We start from the raw sequence: 20,194 nt of genomic DNA, 5'->3' as shown, positions 1-20,194 counted from the left end.
TGCCGCATTACCGACTAGCTGCGCAACGCATCATGGATCTTTTGCGCCAGTTGTGTGCTAATCCCCGGCACTTTGGCAATTTCAGCCACGCTGGCACGCTTCAATTCCTGCATGCCACCCAAGAACTTAAGCAACTGCTGACGCCGTTTAGCACCAATTCCCGGAATCGATTCCAGCACCGACTCTCTCCGTGCCTTGCCTCGGGCGGCGCGGTGCCCACTGATGGCAAAGCGGTGGGCTTCATCACGGATATGCTGGATAAGATGCAGCGCCGGCGCGTCGGCGGGCAGGTCGATCACCTCACGACTGAAGCCCAGGATCAACGTCTCCAGTCCCGGCTTGCGACTCTCCCCCTTGGCCACGCCAACCAGCAGCGGCGTAGGGAGGTCTGTGTCGGCCAGCGCCTGCTCCATCACCTGCTCCGCCTGGGTCAGTTGCCCCTTGCCCCCATCGATGAAGAGGATATCGGGCAGCGTTTCGGCATCCTGGCTGTTCTGGTAACGTCTCTGCAGCGCCTGGGTCATGGCCGCGTAATCGTCCCCGGGGGTGATCCCCGCGATGTTGTAGCGCCGATACTCCGCCTTGGCAGGCCCCTCATCATTGAACACCACACAGGAAGCCACCGTTTTCTCGCCCATGGTGTGGCTGATATCGAAACACTCCATTCGACGGATCGGCTGCTTCAGCTCCAGCGCCTCGGCAAGCTGGCGGAAACGTTCCGCCACCGTGGTTTTATGGGCCAGCCGTGACACGAGGGCACTGTGGGCGTTGGTTTGCGCCAAGCGCTGGAACTGTGCCCGCTCGCCCCGGACCCGACTCTTGATCGTCACAGACTGGCCGCTGTGCTTGCCGATCGCCTTCTCCGCCAGGCTCCAGTCCTGCTCCTGGCTGAGGATGATCTCCTTCGGGATCTGCCGATCCTCACCGCCACCGAGATAGAACTGCAGCAGGAAGGACTCCAGCACCTCTTCTGGTTCGGTGTTGCGGGGGAGTTTAGGAAAGTAGCTGCGGCTGCCCATGATCTTGCCCTTGCGAACAAAGAGCAGGTGGCAGCAGGCCATGCCGCCCTCAACGGCGATGCCAACGATATCCAGCTCGCCCTCGGCACGCCCCTGTACCCCTTGTTGCTCCTGGACCTTACGCAGCGCCTGGATCTGATCGCGATAACGGGCCGCCTGTTCAAACTCCAGAGCCGCACTGGCCGCTTCCATCTTGCTGACCAGGGCGCCGATCACCTGCTGGCTCTGTCCCTGCAGGAAGAGTTTCAGCAATCTAACCTGCTCCCCGTAAGCCTCATCGCTGATCATACCGGCGCAGGGGCCGGAGCAGCGCTTCAGCTGGTACTGCAGGCAGGGACGGCTGCGGTTACGGTAGAAGCCATCCTCACACTGACGGACCGGAAAGAGTTTCTGCATCAGGTGCAGGCTTTCCCGCACCGCACCGCCGTTGGGATAGGGGCCAAAGTAGGTGCCTTTTGCCCGACGGGCGCCGCGATGGAATGCCAGGCGTGGGTGGCGATGCTCAGACAGGAGAATGTAGGGATAGGATTTGTCGTCACGAAGCAGCACATTGTACTTGGGCATGTACTGCTTGATGTAATCGTGTTCGAGGATCAGCGCATCGGTTTCCGTGTGGGTAACCGTCACCTCGATATGGCCGATTTGGGCCACCAATGCGCGGGTTTTAACGCTGTCGACCTGGCGCCGGAAATAGGAGCTCAGGCGCTTTTTCAGGTCCTTGGCCTTGCCAACGTAGAGCACGGTGCCCCCGGGCGCATCGTACATTCGGTAGACACCGGGTTGATTGGTGACCGAGCTAAGAAAGGCCTGGGGGTCAAAAGAGGGGGCCATAGGGCAGGTTGTCGTCAGATCTTCTCTGCGTCCAACATACCATAACGGATGGCCAGACGAGTCAGCTCCACGTCCCCGCTGATCTTGAGCTTCTCAAAGAGGCGGTAACGATAAGCGTTGACCGTTTTTGGGCTGATATTGAGCTGGTCGGCGATGTCGACCACCTTCTGACCATTGATCACCATCATGGTGATCTGCAGCTCGCGATCGGAGAGTTCGTCGAAGGGGTTCTTTTCCGGGTTGAACGGCCGCAGGGCCATCTGTTGCGCAATCACCGGATCAATGTATCGCTGGCCGGAGGCAACAGCCCGAATAGCCTGAACCATGTCCGCCGGGGGCGCATTTTTGGTCAGGAACCCCGCTGCGCCCGCCGCCATCACCCGGGAGGGGATGGGCTCTTCGGTGTGAACGGTCAGTATGATGACCTTGGCATCCGGGTTGAAGTGGAGGATTTTACGCGTCGCTTCCAGGCCGCCGATCCCCGGCATGCTCATGTCCATCACCACGACGTCCACAACATTTTTCCGGCACCAAGCGGCAGCTTGCTCGCCATCGCCTGCTTCACCAACCACTTTGATGCCACGCTCATCGTCCAGTATCCGCCGGATCCCGGTACGCACTAAAGCGTGGTCATCAACCAAAAAAACGTTGATCACGTTGACTCATCTCCACTGACGAACAGAGGAAAAATCCTCTCTCGATGTCACGATGATACTTATCTCCCCTATCCCGTCAACACAACCTTGGAGCCAATCCGGGAATGCCGGCGTTATTGCCGAGTTTCTGAGCAAAAGAGAAAAAATCTTTACGCCAATAAAAACTGGAGACGGAACGAAAGGGGGAGAAAACAGGGCGTTAAATAACTCTGTATTCCGGGTGGGGCGCTAAAAAGCAGAAACCCAGCCTTTAGGCTGGGTTTCTGGATGCGATGGCGGAGTGGACGGGACTCGAACCCGCGACCCCCGGCGTGACAGGCCGGTATTCTAACCAACTGAACTACCACTCCGCACAAAACTGGTTTAGACAGCTGACCGAGCTGGCGTTGCTCGACCCCCTGTTGGCTCATCAAGAACCGCAAATAGATGGCGGAGTGGACGGGACTCGAACCCGCGACCCCCGGCGTGACAGGCCGGTATTCTAACCAACTGAACTACCACTCCGCACTCAGTCTTCCGCGGCAGCGCCATCGGAAGACGAGGCGGATATTAATGAGGGACAGATTGAGCGTCAACCGCTTTTTCATCATTCCTGACGAGGTCAGTCGTTTTTTAGCCAAGCTGTTGAAATGGAGAGCATCACCCTACTGCGACCGCCGACTTTTCAGGTAAGTAAACGCCCTACCCCCGAGCGCGGCACACCAAGGCTCCTTAGTTTGACAGATTCAAATCGGCCCATAGCGCATGAACACCTTGCCCAGCACCTTAATGTCGCCTCGGGCCACGGTCATGGCCCCGCTGGGCCGAGAAGCGTCCTCCAGGATGATGGAGCCGCTGGGATCCGTGTGGCAGCGATGCACTGCGATGCCGCCACTGTAGGCCAGTGCCCAGTACTCACCGGAGCCTTCAATGCTCCGGCAGCCGGTATCCACCAGCGCCAGATCCCCCAACGCCACCACCGGCTCAGCGCAGGCCCCCACCACCGGCAGCCAGGCCGCTGCCTCCGGGTGCTCGGAGCGCTTCAGCATATCCCGGGAGGCCAGTCGCACCTCCACCTGGTCGTTGCCGTCCAGGGTAAGCCTGGGCAGGCGCAGATGGTTGGCGCCGGGATGGTGACGCCACTCCCAGGCCCCTGGCAAGCTGGCCACAAAGTGGGCCGGGGAGGCGGGCGCCACGGCCCCTTCCCCCATCACCAGCCACTCCACCGAGCAGCGCAGGGCACGACACACCTTGATCAGGGTCACGCCGGTGGGGAACCCTTTGCCGACAAACCAACCGTTAACAGTGGACTTCCCTTTGCCGGTAGCGCGCACCAGATCCACCTGCTTCACGCCCAGTTCATTGGCGCGTTGGATCAATCGGCGCTCCGCCGCTTCTCGACTGGCTTTATCGACTGCCATTCAGTTCTCCCTTCATTTCAGCTAAATGAACTATTCCGTGTTCCTAAATTCGGCCACTCAGGATGACCGGTACCAGATGGCATCACTGACCGCTGCCATGCGCTCCTTGTGGCTCTCAAGCTCTTCGGTACAGGCCCGGATCACCCGGGTAGTAGCCCGCTCAGCGGGCAATCGCCGTATCGCTTCGCCACCATCACTGTTGCCACTGTTGAACTGAAGCTTGGTCTGCCCACCGGTCATGTAGAGGTAGACATCCGCCAGGATCTCGGAGTCCAACAAGGCGCCGTGCAGGGTTCGGTGCGAGTTGTCGATGCCGTAGAAGCGGCAGAGGGCATCCAGGTTGAGGTTCCCCTGGATCTCCCCGCGGTTTTTCTTCTCCCGCGCCACCTTCAGGGTGTCGATCACGCTGCAGTGATCCGTCACTTTGCCGAAGCGGCCGAGCATCTCAAATTCGTAATCCAGGAAGCCGATATCGAAGGTCGCGTTGTGGGCGATCAATTCGGCCCCGCAGATGAAATCGAAAAACTCGTCGGCGATCTGGGCAAACTCGGGTTTATCGAGCAGGAACTCATCGGTGATCCCGTGCACCTGGATCGCTTCCTCATCCACCGGGCGGTCCGGCCGGATAAAAACGTGGTAGGTGCGTCCGGTCAATTTGCGGTTGATCATCTCCACACAACCGATCTCGATCACCCGGTGGCCCAGGTAATGAGGCCCCACTCCCTGGTTCATACCGGTGGTTTCCGTATCGAAAACAATCTGTCGTAAGGGCGGCGTCGCGTCAGTCATGGGGCTTCCAGTCAGGGGTCATAGAATCGGGTATACTGCGGCGCTTCACGTTTAACAAAGACACCGCCTTTTCATGCATCAGCAAACGCAGAAAAAACAGGTCACGCTCTACACCGACGGCTCCTGCCTGGGCAACCCAGGGCCGGGAGGCTTTGGCATTGTCCTGCTCTATCGCCATCATCGCAAGGAGATGAACGGGGGTTTTGCCCAAACCACCAACAATCGAATGGAGATGCTGGCCGCCATTGTGGGGCTGGAAACGCTTATCGAGCCCTGCGAGGTCGACCTTCATACCGACAGCCAGTATCTGCGCCAGGGGATCACGCAGTGGATCCACGGCTGGAAACGCAATGGCTGGCAAACCAAAGCCCGCCAGCCGGTCAAGAACGTCGACCTGTGGCAACGGCTTGACGCCCTCAGTCAACAGCACCAGGTGCGTTGGCATTGGGTTAAGGGGCACGCTGGTGACCCTAACAACGAACGCTGTGATGATCTGGCTCGGGCTGCGGCGTCCGGCAAAACGCTCCTCGTCGATGAGGGCTACCTGTCGGCATCCTCTCGGGCTGCGGTCTGATCACGTCCGGCCAACTCTGGTACCGGGTTGACCACCAGCGGGCGTCGCACCCGCCATCGGGGTCGGGCCGGGGTCAGTGGGCAATCCAGTTTCTCGGCGACGATCAAGTAGACACTGCCCAAACCCGGACACCACTGGGTCATCCAGGACTGCAGTGACGAGAAACTGCCTGCGGCACCGAAGAAAGCAGATTGACTCAAGCACTCCTGGGCCATCACCCGGTAACCCAAGACGCTAAGCCAGTCCTGGACCCTCGCGGGGGTAAACAGCCTTCCCTTCCAGGGGAAACGATGCCGATTCGGTGGCCAAAGGTAACCAAGGCCCAGGGCACTGACCGGGTTGAAGCCGACCAGGAGAAGGTGCCCGCCGGACACGAGGACGCGATCCACCTCCCGAAGCATACCGTGGGGATCACGATGGAATTCCAGACAGAAGGTCGTGAGGCAGGCATCGATGCTGGCACTGCGAAAAGGCAGCGCGTCCCACTGGGCTTTGACCTGACCCTTCTCAGGATCCAAGCCGAATTGGTGGGGGACCGGACAAAGCTGCGATGAGACATCACTAGAGAGAGGCCCCAGTTTTAAGAGGTGGTAACCGAAGATTTGTGGCCACCATTCGTTGAGGGACGCGGCAATCTGCTCCTTGAGCCGTTCTCCATTAGGCAGAGCATGCCAGCTGTCCGGGACGGCGAAACTGTGTTGACTGTAAGCCGGTCGCATTATCAATTTGGGTACCCTCGTCCATTATCATAGCAGGCCCGGATAGGCCCGGGGCTGGCCAGCGCTTCTGGGGATGTTACCCTAGGGGCAAATCCCCCAGCCGAACCTTACCATGTCAACATCCCTCTCCCTGTTTCCCATCCCGGCCTTCAATGACAACTACATCTGGTGCCTCGCCCAGGGCCGGAGCGCCTGGGTGGTGGATCCCGGTGATGCCGAGCCGGTCTTAGCCCATTTAAGCACAGCGGATCTGAACCTTGAAGGGATCTTGATTACCCACCATCACTGGGACCATACCGGCGGGATCCAAGCCCTGAGTGCGGCCTACCCAGGCCTTTCAGTGATCGGCCCGGACAATCCCGCCATTGAGGGGATTACCCGCCGGGTCCGCGAGGGCGACACCTTCACCCTTGATGGCCTTGCGCTCACCCTCAAGGTGATCGCTCTGCCCGGCCATACCCTGGATCATATCGGTTTTATCGGCCCGCTGATGCTGCTTTGTGGCGACACCCTGTTCAGTGGCGGTTGCGGACGCCTGTTCGAAGGCACGCCAGCGCAGATGCAACACTCCCTGTCGCGACTGGCGGCGCTGCCTGGAGACACTAAAATATACTGTGCTCACGAGTACACCCTGGCCAACTTACGCTTTGCCCAGGCTGTGGAGCCAGACAACGCCGCGCTACAGGATTACATGCGGCAGTGCCAGGGACGGCGACAAGCCAACCACCCCACCCTGCCTAGCACCATCGCGCAAGAGCGGCTGATCAATCCGTTTCTCCGTTATGACGAGCCTTCCGTCGTTAACAGCTTGGCTCAGCGAACACAAGCTGGACTGGCCGACAGCGTGAGCCGATTCGCGACCTTGCGGCTTTGGAAGGACAACTTCTCATAATCTGGTAGAATGCGGTTTTTTTCGCCGGTTCTTCCCCCAGGGAGAGGAGCCAAACTTTTCGGTTTTTTGAGCGATAACATGTTGAATAAAACTAAGCTGACCGCCTTTATCGTTGCGGCATTTCTGGTTGGGTGTCAAAGCCAACCCGAACCGATGATCGACAACGACATGGCCTCCAACGCCCCTGAGAAGGCCTTGGAGCCGAGCGTCAGCAAGAAGGAGACGGCCCCGGTCTCCGAGCCAGAAGCGCCTCAACCGCCCCGCGATGTCTGGGAGCGGATCCGCAGGGAGATGACCCTGGCGGTTCCTAACAACAAGCGCATCGATCACTTTCGCCAGTGGTACATCAACAATCCCCGTCACCTGGCGACCATCTCTGAGCGCGCTGAACCCTTCATGTACCTGATCGTCGAGGAGGTCGAAAAGCGCGGCCTTCCCATCGAACTGGCCCTGCTGCCCATCGTGGAGAGCTCCTTCGATGTATTCGCGTACTCCCACGGTGCCGCAGCCGGGATCTGGCAGTTTACCGCCCCCATGGGCCGCCACTTTGGCCTGACACAGAACTGGTGGTACGACGGTCGCCGTGACGTGTATGCCTCCACCATCGCCGCCATGGACATGATGGAGTACCTATACGACAAGCTGGATAACAACTGGAACTACGCCCTGGCGGCGTACAACACCGGCGAAGGCCGGGTATTGCGTGCCGTTCGCAACAATCGTAAGGCCGGCAAGTCGACGGACTTTTTCTCCCTCAAGTTACCGCGGGAAACGGAGCGCTACGTGCCCCAGTTGCTGGCCCTGGCGGATGTGATCAAAAACGCCGACAAGTATGGCATCACCCTCAATCCCATCGCCAACAAGCCGGCCCTGAAACCGGTGGACGTCGGGTCTCAGATCGACCTCTCCCTGGCAGCGGATCTGGCCGATATGCCGATCGGCGAACTGCACAAGCTCAACCCTGGTTTCAACCGCTGGGCCACCGCTCCGGACGGGCCGCATCGACTGCTGATCCCGGTGGACAAGGTGGATGGCTTTACCCTGGCACTGGCGGATACAGACAGCACCCAGCGGGTGAACTGGATCCGTTACACGGTCAAGTCTGGCGATAGCCTCAGCGTGATCGCCAGCAAGTACCACACGCGAACCGGCATCATCCAGAGCGTCAACAAGCTGAGCAGCAACCTGATCCGAGCCGGCCAAACCCTGCTGATCCCGGTGGCGGCCAAAGACCCGGAGGACTACGAGTTCAGCGCCGATCAGCGCCTGGCCCGCAATCAGTCCACCAAGCGTGCGAACTTCAAATTGGAGTACAAAGTTAAGTCCGGCGACTCTCTCTGGACCATCGCCCGGGCCAACAACGTCAGCGTCAATCAGCTGGCAAGCTGGAACAGCATGGCCCCCTCCGACACGCTGCGACTGGGCCAGACACTCACCATCTGGGTCAACCAGGTCGCCTCTAACCAGAGCAAGAGCGCCATCATTCGGAAGATCAGCTATACCGTGCGCAGCGGTGACTCCCTGGCGCGCATCGGTCAGCGCTTCAAAGTGACGGTCAAAGACCTGATCCGCTGGAACCGACTGGAGCAGCAAAAATACCTGCAGCCCGGGCAGAAGTTGACGCTCTACATCGACGTCACCCAAGTTCAGGTGTAATGGATATCGACGAAAAAGGCCCGCAGCATTGCGGGCCTTTTCTTTGGGACTAAGGGGGAGTGCCAAGGCCTCCGTTCGACGCATTGCCACCCTCCATGGGGGCAATGAGCCGGGAAGCCGTTATCGAAACAGTACCCGTTCCCGACTGAACCAGAAGGTACAGAACGCTAACAGGATCAGCGCCAGGAGCGCATTGGCGGTAAACACCGGCCACAGCAAGGAGTAATCGATGGTGCCCTTAATCAGCTCCTTGATCGCCAGGGTGACATTGACGATCGGTGCCCATAACCAGCCTCCCTTCAGCTCCATTCCCGGAACCATCCCCACCATCGCCGGCAGGAAGATAAGAAAGCTCACCGGGCTCATGTAGTTTTGCGCCTCCTTGTAACTGCGTGCATAGACTGAAAGCGCCAGTAGCATCGCCGACATGGCAAAAGCGATAGGAAGGATCAACAACAGGATCAGGAAAATATCAAAGGCCCCCAGGGTCGTGGCTGCCGTGACCAGAAAACTGACTGCAAACACCTGTCCCGCCAGCAGCAACCAGATCACCCCGCACAGCAGCGACAGGGTCGCTACCAGCATGGAGGCACAGCCGATAACGGCGAACTTGGCCAACACCAACTGCCAGCGGGGCACCGGCGCCATCAACAGGGTTTCCAGGGTACCCCGCTCCTTCTCCCCCGCGGCGACATCCAACGCCGGCATCATGGCCCCAATCAGGCACAGTGCCAGCAGCAGGTAGGGCAACAGCCCGCCAATCCGTTCACCGATCGCTTCCCGCTCATCGGCGGTGCCCACCATGGTTAACGAGACCGGCTCGGTGAGCATCTGGGACTGACTCTCCGTGAGGCCCCAGCGCTGGCGGTGCTCCTCACGCCACTGCTCATAAAGCGGGGACAGTGCTTTGTGGATGCGATCATACTGGCCGAAATCTTCGGTCTGGTTGTAGTAGAGCTGCCACTGGCTGGGGTGATCCTGGTCAGGATCAAACCCATCGGGCACCTGCAGCACAAAGTGCAGCCGCTCGGCCTCAATCGCCTCGCGCCACTGGGCTTCCCCTTCGAGCGATAACTCCCGCTGCCAGCGCAACCCCTCATGGCCGTCCAGAAGGGTCCCCAGGGTGTCTCGCCAGGCCGGCGGCGCCACCAACTGGAAATCCAGTGTTTCATTCTGCTTATCCAGGATCCCGCTGCTGGTCAGGTAGAGGGCTCCCCCCATCAACGCAGGCATGATGAGCGTCGGCATCAGCAGGACAAACCAGAGCGTCTTGCGATCCCGCAGCAGGTCCTTGATCTCCTTAAGCCAGATGAGCTTGAGCATCGCCCACCTCCCGACTCTCTTCCCTGCTGGCCAGTGCCTGGGCCATGAAGGTGCGCCTCAGGGGCTCAAGATCCCGGCTGCCGGCGTAGGCTTCCAGCGGACCATTGAAAACCGTCCTGCCCAGTTGCATCACCGCCAGCCGGTCACAAAGCAGGCAGATCTCCTCAAGATGGTGTGTCGAGAAGATCACCGGAACGCCAGACTGGCGCTGCTGATCAATGAACTGAAGCACCACCTCGGTGGCCATGATATCGAGGCCGGTGGTGGGCTCATCGAGCACGATCGCTCGGGGTTGATGGATCACCGCCCTGGCGATGTTGGCGCGCTGTCGCATCCCCGATGAGAGATCCATCACCCGGCGATGGCGAAAGTCGGAAAACGCCAACTGCTCCTGCAGCAGGGCAATACGCTCATCCAATGCCTGCACCGTCATACCGTAGAGCTGGCCAAAGTAGCGCAGGTTTTCCTCGACCGTCAGCCGCTCATACAGCGCGGTCGAGGCGGAGAGAAATCCGATACGACGCCGCAGTTCACCGTCCCGGGTATCCAGCGGCTCACCATCGATCACGATTCGCCCCGCGTCCGGACGCAGAACACCGGAAAGCAGGCGCAAGGTGGTGGTTTTCCCCGCTCCGTTGGGGCCAATCAGCCCCAGCACTTCTCCGGCGGGGCAGCTCAACGAGACCGACTCTACCGAGTAGAAATGGCGCCCCCGCTGGCGTGGATCACGCCGTTGTGACTGGGCGGCCCTCTTAGGATCCGCCAGCGCAAAACGCTTCGATAAGCCCTCAATCTCGATCATCCAAAGCGATCCTATCTTGGTGCCATTTTGACCGTCATGTTATCGTCGTAAACCATGCGATAACAACCATTTAGTCTGGATAGCCGATGACCCCCTCCTCCCTGCCCCGCAGCCCCTACCAGGCACTACAGCAGATCTGGTTCCACCCTAAATGCGTTTTTCGTGCCTTGAAATCCGCCAAAGGCTGGTCCTGGTGGCCTTTCTTACTGCTCACTTTGGGGACCGCGGGGGTACAGTGGCTCTATCTCCTTAGAGTCGACTTCGACTGGTACCGTCACACCGTGCTGGCACCCTCGCTGGGTGCACTGGCTCCGGCGGACAGGGAGAGCCTCCTTGCCATGTTCAGCGCGAACCAGTGGGCCGCGGTTACCCTGATTACCTCTCTTCTTGGCATGGTGGTGATCAATGCCCTGGTGGCGCTCTACCTGAGCAGGATGACCCGGTTGGATGAGGAGAATCTGGAGGGGTTTAGCGACTGGTACGGGCTATGCTGGTGGCTGCAGTTGCCGATGCTGGTCAGCGTGCTGGTCAGTACCCTGATGATCCTGGCCGCATCGGGAGAGATTGAGCCCAGCCTACTGTCGCCCCTGGCGTTGAACCGCCTATTGAACCTGCCGATGGAGGCGACCGGCTACGCCCTCGCTGAGTCCATCAGCCTGCTGTTGGCCTGGAGCCTGCTCCTGGCTTACTGGGCGATCCGAACCTGGACCAAACTGAACAGGACGACCACCGTGGTGATCGTCCTGTTACCCTGGCTTGCCCTGCTTCTAATCCAGACTCTGCTGGCCTGACCGACACGGCCAGGCTGGCGAAGCTGGCTGACACGCCTACTTGAGAATGACTGAGATTGGGCGAACCTGGGGCGCATCACTGCGGGGATGGAGGTTCAGCGCTGCATTTAATTGGTAGACGCCGGGCTCCAGGTCTGACAGGGTTCTCGCGCTGACCCGCACCGTCATGGAGCGCTGCCCGTTCGCCGCCATCTCAAACGGCGCGAGCGCCTGGGTAAAGGCCATGTCGTTAGAGTAACGCCAAACGACTCTACCCAAACTCTCAAGCCAAAAGTCCGCCAACATGCCCGACGCGGCCGTGTAACTCACCGGGCTGTCACTGAGGTTCTCCAACTCCAGGGTTATCTCGGCCCCGACATCTCGGGTCCAGGCGTGGGATGTCACTAAGGTTGCCTGCAATACACTGCTCTCCGGTTGGGCCATCTCTCGTGTCGGTTCGGGCCGGGAGCCCACAACCTGGGGTTGCGCCTGGGGAGCCGGTACCACGCTTCCGGTGGCCTCGGACGGTGCCAGAGCCACGCCCTGGCTACACCCACTCAACGCCAGTCCCAACGCGACGGCGATAACCTGATACCTCATTACATCTCTCCCAATTTTTTAAACAGCTTATCTTTGAGCTTGTCTTCCAGTTTCTTGCCTTCTTGCTTCAGTTTCTCTTCGGCCAGGCTTTCCAGGTCCAGACTGTACTCCGGTTTCGTCAAAGAACCACCAATTTTCAATGGAATAGGCACATCTTTCAGTTCATCAATGCCCCCACCACCCTGACCTTCCAGGCTCCCCACCAAGGAAACAACCATGTCGTAGTTCATTGCCTGTCTTGCTACATCAACGCTACCATCACCATGGATCCGCAACAGGGGCGACGCCAGGGCGATTTCACGAGTGGCAAACACCCCCTCTTTCATTGACAGAGCCATGGATAAGGCGGCGAAATCGGTTTTCAAGGTCTGCTTCTCTTCGACGGGCGCACCACTGAGCCTCGCCTGGCCAGACCGGATCATCTGGGCCACGTTGATCCCGTTAAGGGCACCATCCGCAACCTCAAGCGCGCCGTCAACGGTCAGATTGCGCAACAGCGTATCGGGGTTCAACCCTTTCCCGTGGCCACTCAGAGTCAGGGCGCCGGTGCCTGACAGCAGGCCAGTATCCGCCACTGCCTGCAACAGGGACAGCAGCGCCAAGCCCTGGATCTGGTTCTTGAACTGGTAACTGTTGTTTCCGCTGTCCAAAGCCGCCGTCGCAGAAAAACTGCCATCAAAAGCCCGCCCGGTCATATTGGTCACTTTCAAAACACCCCGTTTCAGCGTCAATGCCAACCGCGCATCCGTCACATCAACCGGCGGCACGTTGAGACTCGCCAGGCCAACATCGAGTTCCACATCCACCTGGCTCATGGCGCTAAGATCCGGTTCGCCCTTGGTTTCGCCCTTGCCCTGTGCGGCCCCACCGGTGCCGTTCTCAGACATAAAGGGGGACAGATCGAGCCGGTTGCCCTGCCCCTTGAGTTTGACCAGGGGCACAGGACCGGACAGCGAGAGAGAGCCGGTGCCGGCGAAATCGAACTCTTGCCAGCTCAGTTGAAACTGCCGCAGAGCAAAATTGGCCGCTGCGGTATCAAGGTCCGCGTCGAGGCTGAGATCGACCTCCATGGGCGAAACAGGCAGAGCGGGTCCCTGAATGGTGATCGCTTGCTGCCAGCCATCAAGCTGCACACGATCCAACGTGGGTGCCAGGGTAAGCATCGCGTCTGCACGGGTCTCAACGCGCTGCTGGCCATCATCGACAGCAAGTTTGAGGTTCAGCGGCGACGCTCGACCCGGTTCAAAATCCGTTAACGTGAACGAGTCCAGATGCAGGGTGCTCTTAGCCCCCTGCTGTCGATTATCGTTAATGATGGTCAAATCGGTCAGCGCGAGCTCACCAAGACGCCACTCCGGCTTGCCCTTGGCAGGCTCGGTCGACGCGGTGGGCGCCTCACCCTGACCCTGTTGCCCCAGGCCAGTGAAGCTGGTTCGCCCATCCGCCAGGGTAACGATATGGAGTTGGGCCTTGTCGATCATCACCTGCTCCACCTCGAGACGGCGACTGAGCAATGGCATCAGGGCAACACCGACGGCAACTTTATCGACCTGAAGCAGTGGCGGAAGTGTCTCCTGTGGCAGGTTCGCCAGCTCCACCTGCGACAGCTGAAGACCAATGCTCGGATAGAGCGACCAACCGATCTCACCTCCGATTTTGAGCTCCCGCCCGAACAGAGCAGACACTTTCTGCTCAATCGGCTGCTTGAAGCCGTTCAGATCGAACACCAGAGCAAAATACCCGACTGCTGCGATTATCACAGCAGCAAGGAAAAGACCTATCCCCTTAAAAACACTCATGCGTTGAGCTCCTTAAAACCTTCGGGTAAGACTAAGAGCGCGGCACTGATGGCGATACCGTTTGGATCGGCGTAGAGGTAATCACCCGGTTGGATCCTGCGTCCCTCGATTTCAACCTCGACCGAGCGCTCTCCAAGACCACGCTTGTCCGTCTTTAACGGCATTGCCCCCAGAGCCTGGACTCCCAGAGGTAAATTCGACAAGGTCATGACGTCCCTGACATAACCGTAGACCAGGATCCCGCTCCATCCGTTTTGCAGCGCCAACTCGGCCAGCTGGTCTCCCAATAAAGCGCGACGGGAGCCGCCTCCACCATCGATGAGCAGAACTCTTCCTTTTCCCGGCTCAGACAGGATCTGCCGAACCAGCCCGTTATCCTCGGGACAGCGAACGGTTTCCACCTGGCCCCAAAAGATCGCCTTGCCGCCAAAGCTCGAAAACTTGCTAGGCAACAGTGTCAATTCCGCACCATAACTGTCACAAAGTTCAGGCAAAAGATCGCGCATCCCGCTTCCCTAAATCTCATCCATATTCATATCTTTCATCTTAACGGGAGTGATCCAAACAGGTAACCCTTTTCGTAACAGGGGAATAACTGGGTATGGGGTAGGAAAAATGGAAAAGAAACCGATTGTTGGTATCAGTGCCTGTAATCTCGGCCAGCCTGTCCGATACGACGGCGGGCATAAACGATCTGCCTTTGTCGACGGTCAGTTGAGGGAGTGGGTGGAGTTTCGCCCTATCTGCCCAGAGGTCGGTGCCGGGCTAAGTACCCCGCGACCCACCATTCGTCTCCGGCAAACCGAGATCGGAATTCGACTGGTCGATGACAAAAATGGCGTGGATCACACCGAGGCGATGCAATCGTTCAGCGAGCGCGTCCTTCCCTCTCTCGACAACTTGTCCGGCTATATCGTGTGCGCGAAGTCCCCCAGCTGCGGGATGGAGCGGGTGAAGGTGTTTAACGCCGATGCTACGGGTGCCGAACGCAACGGCCGGGGCCTGTTTACCGATGCACTGATGAAGCGCTATCCACTGCTGCCGGTGGAAGAGGACGGGCGCTTGAACGACGCTCGCCTAAGGGAAAACTTTGTCACTCGGGTGTTGATCTATCAAGAGTTCCAACAGTTGCAGGCTGATCCAACCCAGGGACGACTGCTGAACTTCCACCGCAAACATAAAATGCTGCTGCTCTCTCACCATCAGAATCTGTACCGGCAGCTCGGGCGTTTGGTCGCATCCTCAGGTCAGTCTTCACTCGACGAGCGGTTGAACGAATACGGCAAAATGATGATGGCAGCGTTAGCTCGACCCGCCAGCCGACGTGGTCACACCAACGTGTTGCAGCACCTGCAGGGCTACTTCAAACGAGACATCACCACTGGCGAGCGTCAACAATTGCACCAGACCATTCTCGATTACCGGCAGGGCAAAGTGCCTTTGATGGCGCCATTATCGGTCCTTCGTCACCTGTTGGTGCGTTTTCCGAAACCCTACGTACAGTCGCAGAGTTATCTTCAGCCCCACCCTGAAGCGCTCGCGTTGCGCTGCTACCTGTGAGACGACCCATGAAGGCAGTTTGGTTTCGCAGTGATCTTCGCCTGGAGGACAATCCCGCTCTCGACGGTGCCTGCGAAGTGGGCCAGCCCATCAGGGGGATCTACTTTGCTACGCCTGGACAGTGGCGGCGTCATGGCCTCGGCCCAAACAAGCTGGGCTGGATCCGAGCGAACCTCGAGTCGTTGAAACAACGGCTCGCTGAGTCCGGCGTGGCACTGGATATTCTCCAGGTTGACGATTTTGATGCCATTCCCAACGCGCTGCTGTCTTGGTGTGAGGATCACCTTGTTGACCAGGTATTCTGTAATGCCGAACCCGGCTTTAACGAGGAGCGTCGAGATACAGGGGTCGCTAACTGCCTCAATGAGAAGGGTCTGAAACTGCATCGGTTCGCCGAAACTAACCTGCTGGACTTTGACGCGATAGAGACAACAACGGGTACCCCCTACCGGGTCTTTACGCCTTTTTCCCGTAAGGCCAGGGAGTATCTCTCGGACCACACACCTGCACCATTGACGTTCAGCAAACTCGATCAGCCCAGCTCGGATGGCGACTCAGGCTGTGATGAATGGGAACAGGAACCGGATTACCCGGGGCACCTGATCCCGGGCGAAGCCGAGGCCCAAATGCGTCTGAAGGCGTTTTTAGACGAGAAAGTAGATAGTTATCATGAGGCTCGCAATGTGCCAGCAGACGAGGGTACCTCCTACCTTTCCCCCTATCTCGCTGTCGGTGTGCTCTCGGTAAGAACGGTGTTCGCCGCGCTCCAGCAACAGGAGTGCGATGGTGAGGGCGCGTCTACCTGGTTAAACGAGCTGCTTTGGAGAGAGTTTTATCGCTACCTCATGTATCACTTCCCGTCACTCTCCAAAGACAGTGCGATGTACCCGGAGAAAGAACCTGAATGGGAAGTGCACAATGAGCGCTTCCAACGCTGGCAGCAGGGCGAAACCGGCTTCGAGATGGTCGATGCCGGTATGAAGCAGCTATTGCAAACCGGCTGGATGCATAACAGGCTGCGCATGCTGTGTGCCAGCTTCCTGGTCAAGGATCTCCACCTAGACTGGCGGTTGGGAGAGCGCCACTTCATGTATTATCTTCTGGACGGTGACTTCCCTTCCAACAATGGTGGTTGGCAGTGGGCCGCAGGTTGTGGGGCGGATGCGGCCCCCTACTACCGGCACTTCAGCCCAAGTCGTCAGGCCGAGCGCTTCGACTCGGATCGGCGCTATCGCGATGCGTTTTTACCAAAGAACACCACCTCACGAGATCCCATCGTAGATCACGCTCTGCAGAGTAAGAGCTTTAACGAGAAGATAAAGGAGTTACGCGATGTCAGTTAACCCGACGCCACATTGGCTGAACCAGTTTGCGCTTGTCTGGAACAGGCTGAACAGCGACAGTTTGGCGGGGCTAAGTGATATCTACCACCCGGAGCTGGAGTTCAGAGATCCGTCCGTGACTCTTCATGGGTTAGCGGCGTTCAAAACGCACCTCGCAGCCATCTATCAAAATGCACAGGAAGTTCACTTTGATCTTGGACACTGTGTCATCGAGAGTCCGGAACAGCTCTGTCAGACCTGGCAGATGCAGTTCCGTCACCCTAAGTTAGCGGGCGGCAGGCTCATCACCGTTGATGGGATCAGCGAACTCAGGCACGGAGACGGGGGTATTTTCTACCACCGCGACTATTTCGATTTGGGCGCCATGCTGTATGAACACCTACCGCTTATCGGCGCGGTTAACCGACGCATTAAGAAAGGACTGGCGCCATGAAATGGCGGCTGATCAGCCAACTGACCCTGTTTGATATCGGATGGTTTTTGGCGGTGTTTGGCGCCGGACAGTGGCTTGGCTGGCAATTGGTCATTACTGCTCTCATGCTGATGCTGCTCACCCCTGGCCAGCACCGCATTTGGCCTATCCTTTTCGCTGCCGGCGTTGGATTGGATCTTCTGCTCGCCCTTGGAGAGATACTGACTTTTGATGCGGAGACATTACTTCCTATTCCCGCTTTCCTAATTATTCTTTGGACTCAATTCTCCATATTTACCACGGTGTTACTAAACAGACTACCCAAGTCCTCACTCAGCTTGTCCCTTATCTGTGGCAGTTGTGGGGCAATAGGTTACTATTTGGGGAGTTGGTTCGGTGCCGTTCAACTGACACCCAGTCCTCTCGTCGGGACCCTTATCATAGGAGTGGGGTGGATCCTCCTGTTTCCTGGAGTCATCCGCTTCTTACAAAAGCAGCGTTCGACAAAGATGGAGGTGAAAACATGAATGTGTTCAGTGAAAAGAACCTACTGCGTTCGAAATGGACTTCCACCACCGCCTTTCATGACGAAACCCATTTTCTGGTGACCAATCTCAATCACAACCTCGACGGCGAGCTGTTGAGCGTCACGATACAGGGCCAAAACAACCGCCACCTTTACGATATCGACTGGCATGAGTTGGAGGATTCCAACCGCTGGCGATTTGGTTGGCAATAATAAAGCTAACTACTTTTAACCCTTTTTCGTATATGATGGGATGTTGGCAGCAAGGAAGCTGTCGACATAAGGTGCATGGATGGTAGGCAACTATTACCAAACCGATTAGGATTTATGAGTAATCCACAACTAGAAAATGCATTCCGATCCGCACTGGTCGAACTTGAGCAAGAGAAAAATCGGGTTAATGAGCTCAGCACCTCAACGCGCTCCCCGCGGCAGATGAGAGGCTATCTTGAGCAGCTCGACTGGTCGACGAAACAGTTGGAGACCTTTAGTCAAGTGGTCATAGAGATGATCAATGAGCGAAAGGAACAGGCCGAAAAAGTAGAGCGGGTCCAAACCTATCGCGCAAAGCTAATTAACTTGGCTAAAGATCTCGGCATGAGTTACCAGGAGTTGGTTAGCACTATGGCCAAAATCGACGACAGCAAGAAAAATCATAAGTGATTACATGCTCGTCAAGGTTGAAAACTTGGCCCTGAAACTAAATAGGGTCGGCCTCAGGAAAATTCCTCAACCAGATCAACGACAAAATATAGAGTTTTCAGATCTATATGGCCGAGCAGCTAAGTGAACACCAAATAAAGAAAAGCAAAAAGCCCACCGAGATGGCGGGCTTTTCAATGTGGCGGTCAGGGAGAGATTCGAACTCTCGATACGTTGCCGTATACACACTTTCCAGGCGTGCTCCTTCAGCCACTCGGACACCTGACCTATAGTTATTTTATCGTGTTGGTTTCACGACCACGGTTTGACTCTGTGGCATGAGCTCTGAGATTCTCAGATAAATATGGCGGTCAGGGAGAGATTCGAACTCTCGATACGTTGCCGTATACACACTTTCCAGGCGTGCTCCTTCAGCCACTCGGACACCTGACCAATAATTCAAAAGCGAAAACTTCCTCTTCACATCGGAATATTTGTCATCGTACGTTTAGCACAGATATTTCGATGAGTTGCGTTCCGCTTCGGGTTGCGCATATTAGTGGGCGTACTGGGCCTCGTCAACGTTTTTTTCCAGCTTTACCGTCGAGTGAAGATTTTTTCTGCACAGAGAGTAGAATGCCAGATGTAATGACCTAGGGAACAACTGCAACACTCCAATCCGGAAGATCAAAAAAGCGCCGCATCAGCGGCGCTGTGGTTATAGGTAAGAATCAAGCGTTACCCTGAACCTTAAGTTTCAGTTCTGCGGCGAAATCCAACATCCGATTCAGCGGTACCATGGCCTTCTGTGCCAACTCTTCACTTACAAACACTTCATGAGCACCTTTATCCTCCGCCTTAAGGGCCGACTCAATGGCGCTCAAGCCATTCATCGCCATCCAGGGGCAGTGAGCGCAGCTCCGACAGGTTGCACCATTTCCTCCGGTCGGTGCTTCGATAAAGGTTTTTTCTGGCGATAGCTGAGCCATCTTGTAGAAAATCCCTTTATCCGTCGCCACGATGAACTTTTGTGCATCCATCTCCTGACTGGCTTTGATCAGCTGCGATGTAGAACCCACGGCATCGGCGATCTCCACCACGGCCTGGGGAGACTCAGGGTGCACCAACACTGCAGCATCGGGATGCTGAGCTTTCAGTTCCAGCAACGCTTTGGACTTAAACTCATCATGTACAACACAGGCCCCTTGCCACATCAACATCTCGGCACCGGTTTGTTTGGCAATGTAGCTACCCAGGTGGCGATCTGGCCCCCATAGGATCTTGTGGCCCTCACTGTCGAGGTGCTCGACGATCTCCAACGCAATGCTTGATGTCACTACCCAGTCTGCTCGGGCCTTCACGGCAGCGGAGGTATTGGCGTAAACCACCACAGTATGATCGGGATGGGCGTCGCAGAAGGCCGTAAACTGATCGGCGGGACAGCCGAGATCCAGCGAGCAGGTGGCTTCCAGTGTTGGCATTAGCACCGTCTTTTCTGGGGTCAGGGTCTTCGCGGTTTCTCCCATAAAACGAACGCCCGCCACGAGCAGGGTGCTTGCAGGGTGATCATTCCCAAACCGCGCCATCTCCAATGAGTCCGCAACACATCCACCGGTCTCTTCGGCGAGAGCTTGGATCTCGGGGTCCGTGTAATAGTGCGCCACCAGCACCGCATCCTTCTCTATGAGAAGTTGCTTTATACGAGCCTTACACGCTTCTTTTTCTTTATCCGTAAGTGGCTTAGGCTTGGGTGGAAAGGGAAAGTGCAAATCGTCAACGACGGGAGCTTCTAACATCTCTGGGTTAAACCTCGCAACTGTGTTGCCGCCATTATACGAAAAGCGGGGCCCAAGGTTAACCAGAGAGTGGCGGCGACTAACC

Annotated in this window: 21 protein-coding genes and 4 tRNA genes; 10 read left to right on the top strand and 15 right to left on the bottom strand. The window is 57.4% G+C overall.

Going from position 1 to position 20,194, the window contains the following annotated elements; all coding sequences use genetic code 11:
• Positions 1-14: 14 nt before the first annotated feature.
• From uvrC to dnaQ, 6 genes are all read right to left on the bottom strand, one after another.
• Positions 15-1,850 (bottom strand): excinuclease ABC subunit UvrC, encoded by a 1,836-nt coding sequence (gene uvrC, locus ABD997_RS06190; RefSeq protein ID WP_345316138.1) that lies wholly within the window; start codon positions 1,848-1,850, stop codon positions 15-17.
• 14 nt (positions 1,851-1,864) lie between these two features.
• Positions 1,865-2,506, bottom strand: a complete 642-nt coding sequence (uvrY, locus tag ABD997_RS06185) for a UvrY/SirA/GacA family response regulator transcription factor (RefSeq protein ID WP_345316137.1) — start codon at positions 2,504-2,506, stop codon at positions 1,865-1,867.
• A 273-nt stretch (positions 2,507-2,779) separates the two neighbouring features.
• Positions 2,780-2,856: transfer RNA gene (locus ABD997_RS06180), tRNA-Asp, on the bottom strand.
• A gap of 77 nt (positions 2,857-2,933) precedes the next feature.
• Positions 2,934-3,010 (bottom strand) — tRNA-Asp (locus tag ABD997_RS06175).
• 221 nt (positions 3,011-3,231) lie between these two features.
• Positions 3,232-3,906, bottom strand: a complete 675-nt coding sequence (locus ABD997_RS06170) for a helix-turn-helix domain-containing protein (protein ID WP_345316136.1) — start codon at positions 3,904-3,906, stop codon at positions 3,232-3,234.
• A gap of 57 nt (positions 3,907-3,963) precedes the next feature.
• Positions 3,964-4,695, bottom strand: a complete 732-nt coding sequence (dnaQ, locus tag ABD997_RS06165; protein ID WP_345316135.1) for a DNA polymerase III subunit epsilon — start codon at positions 4,693-4,695, stop codon at positions 3,964-3,966.
• A gap of 73 nt (positions 4,696-4,768) precedes the next feature.
• Between dnaQ and rnhA the strand changes: the two genes are divergently transcribed.
• Positions 4,769-5,269, top strand: coding sequence for a ribonuclease HI (rnhA, locus tag ABD997_RS06160; protein WP_345316134.1), 501 nt, complete (start codon positions 4,769-4,771; stop codon positions 5,267-5,269).
• On the opposite strand, the gene ABD997_RS06155 is transcribed toward rnhA, so the two are convergent.
• Positions 5,236-5,988 (bottom strand): class I SAM-dependent methyltransferase, encoded by a 753-nt coding sequence (locus ABD997_RS06155; protein ID WP_345316133.1) that lies wholly within the window; start codon positions 5,986-5,988, stop codon positions 5,236-5,238. The genes rnhA and ABD997_RS06155 overlap by 34 nt on opposite strands.
• 112 nt (positions 5,989-6,100) lie before the next feature.
• On the opposite strand from ABD997_RS06155, the gene gloB reads away from it, so the two are divergent.
• Both gloB and ABD997_RS06145 read left to right on the top strand, forming a co-directional pair.
• Positions 6,101-6,880: a hydroxyacylglutathione hydrolase gene (gene gloB, locus ABD997_RS06150; protein WP_345316132.1), complete on the top strand. Its 780-nt coding sequence runs from the start codon at positions 6,101-6,103 to the stop codon at positions 6,878-6,880.
• A gap of 78 nt (positions 6,881-6,958) precedes the next feature.
• The gene (locus tag ABD997_RS06145) at positions 6,959-8,536 is read left to right on the top strand and encodes a lytic transglycosylase (protein ID WP_345316131.1); all 1,578 of its coding nucleotides are present in this window, start codon (positions 6,959-6,961) and stop codon (positions 8,534-8,536) included.
• A gap of 120 nt (positions 8,537-8,656) precedes the next feature.
• On the opposite strand, the gene ABD997_RS06140 is transcribed toward ABD997_RS06145, so the two are convergent.
• Both ABD997_RS06140 and ABD997_RS06135 read right to left on the bottom strand, forming a co-directional pair.
• Positions 8,657-9,859: an ABC transporter permease gene (locus ABD997_RS06140; protein ID WP_345316130.1), complete on the bottom strand. Its 1,203-nt coding sequence runs from the start codon at positions 9,857-9,859 to the stop codon at positions 8,657-8,659.
• The gene (locus ABD997_RS06135) at positions 9,837-10,661 is read right to left on the bottom strand and encodes an ABC transporter ATP-binding protein (RefSeq protein WP_345316129.1); all 825 of its coding nucleotides are present in this window, start codon (positions 10,659-10,661) and stop codon (positions 9,837-9,839) included. The genes ABD997_RS06140 and ABD997_RS06135 overlap by 23 nt, the downstream gene beginning before the upstream one ends.
• Before the next feature lie 86 nt (positions 10,662-10,747).
• On the opposite strand from ABD997_RS06135, the gene ABD997_RS06130 reads away from it, so the two are divergent.
• A complete protein-coding gene (locus ABD997_RS06130; protein ID WP_345316128.1) occupies positions 10,748-11,452 on the top strand; it encodes a YIP1 family protein in 705 nt (234 codons plus the stop codon).
• Positions 11,453-11,488: 36 nt separating this feature from the next.
• Here ABD997_RS06130 and ABD997_RS06125 read toward each other — a convergent pair whose 3' ends face one another.
• Genes ABD997_RS06125 through ABD997_RS06115 form a run of 3 tightly spaced genes read right to left on the bottom strand, consistent with a single transcriptional unit; the run spans position 11,489 to position 14,336 of the window.
• Positions 11,489-12,031 (bottom strand): BsuPI-related putative proteinase inhibitor, encoded by a 543-nt coding sequence (locus ABD997_RS06125; protein WP_345316127.1) that lies wholly within the window; start codon positions 12,029-12,031, stop codon positions 11,489-11,491.
• Positions 12,031-13,830, bottom strand: coding sequence for an AsmA family protein (locus ABD997_RS06120; protein WP_345316126.1), 1,800 nt, complete (start codon positions 13,828-13,830; stop codon positions 12,031-12,033). The genes ABD997_RS06125 and ABD997_RS06120 overlap by 1 nt, the downstream gene beginning before the upstream one ends.
• Positions 13,827-14,336 carry a putative 4-hydroxy-4-methyl-2-oxoglutarate aldolase gene (locus ABD997_RS06115; protein WP_345316125.1) on the bottom strand — a complete coding sequence of 170 codons (510 nt, stop codon included), beginning with the start codon at positions 14,334-14,336 and terminating at the stop codon, positions 13,827-13,829. Before ABD997_RS06115 ends, ABD997_RS06120 begins: the two co-directional genes overlap by 4 nt.
• Positions 14,337-14,445: 109 nt before the next feature.
• On the opposite strand from ABD997_RS06115, the gene ABD997_RS06110 reads away from it, so the two are divergent.
• From ABD997_RS06110 to ABD997_RS06085, 6 genes are all read left to right on the top strand, one after another.
• Positions 14,446-15,390, top strand: coding sequence for a YbgA family protein (locus ABD997_RS06110; protein WP_345316124.1), 945 nt, complete (start codon positions 14,446-14,448; stop codon positions 15,388-15,390).
• Between the two features lie 8 nt (positions 15,391-15,398).
• Positions 15,399-16,733 carry a cryptochrome/photolyase family protein gene (locus tag ABD997_RS06105; RefSeq protein WP_345316123.1) on the top strand — a complete coding sequence of 445 codons (1,335 nt, stop codon included), beginning with the start codon at positions 15,399-15,401 and terminating at the stop codon, positions 16,731-16,733.
• Positions 16,723-17,166 (top strand): nuclear transport factor 2 family protein, encoded by a 444-nt coding sequence (locus ABD997_RS06100; RefSeq protein WP_345316122.1) that lies wholly within the window; start codon positions 16,723-16,725, stop codon positions 17,164-17,166. The genes ABD997_RS06105 and ABD997_RS06100 overlap by 11 nt, the downstream gene beginning before the upstream one ends.
• On the top strand, positions 17,163-17,672 hold the full coding sequence (locus ABD997_RS06095) for a DUF2878 domain-containing protein (RefSeq protein WP_345316121.1): 510 nt from the start codon (positions 17,163-17,165) through the stop codon (positions 17,670-17,672). The genes ABD997_RS06100 and ABD997_RS06095 overlap by 4 nt, the downstream gene beginning before the upstream one ends.
• A complete protein-coding gene (locus tag ABD997_RS06090; RefSeq protein WP_345316120.1) occupies positions 17,669-17,884 on the top strand; it encodes a TIGR02450 family Trp-rich protein in 216 nt (71 codons plus the stop codon). The genes ABD997_RS06095 and ABD997_RS06090 overlap by 4 nt, the downstream gene beginning before the upstream one ends.
• 114 nt (positions 17,885-17,998) lie before the next feature.
• Positions 17,999-18,334, top strand: a complete 336-nt coding sequence (locus ABD997_RS06085; RefSeq protein ID WP_345316119.1) for a hypothetical protein — start codon at positions 17,999-18,001, stop codon at positions 18,332-18,334.
• 179 nt (positions 18,335-18,513) lie between these two features.
• Here ABD997_RS06085 and ABD997_RS06080 read toward each other — a convergent pair.
• The 3 genes from ABD997_RS06080 to nadA form a co-directional block, all read right to left on the bottom strand.
• Positions 18,514-18,601: transfer RNA gene (locus tag ABD997_RS06080), tRNA-Ser, on the bottom strand.
• Between the two features lie 77 nt (positions 18,602-18,678).
• Positions 18,679-18,766: transfer RNA gene (locus ABD997_RS06075), tRNA-Ser, on the bottom strand.
• Between the two features lie 278 nt (positions 18,767-19,044).
• Entirely contained in the window at positions 19,045-20,109 is a 1,065-nt protein-coding gene (nadA, locus tag ABD997_RS06070; RefSeq protein WP_345316118.1) for a quinolinate synthase NadA, read from the bottom strand.
• Positions 20,110-20,194: the final 85 nt, after the last annotated feature.

The organism is Ferrimonas gelatinilytica (genome assembly GCF_039544205.1).
Taxonomy (GTDB): domain Bacteria; phylum Pseudomonadota; class Gammaproteobacteria; order Enterobacterales; family Shewanellaceae; genus Ferrimonas; species Ferrimonas gelatinilytica.
Note: the sequence above shows the minus strand (reverse complement) of the source record. Positions and strands in the feature narration are given on the sequence as shown.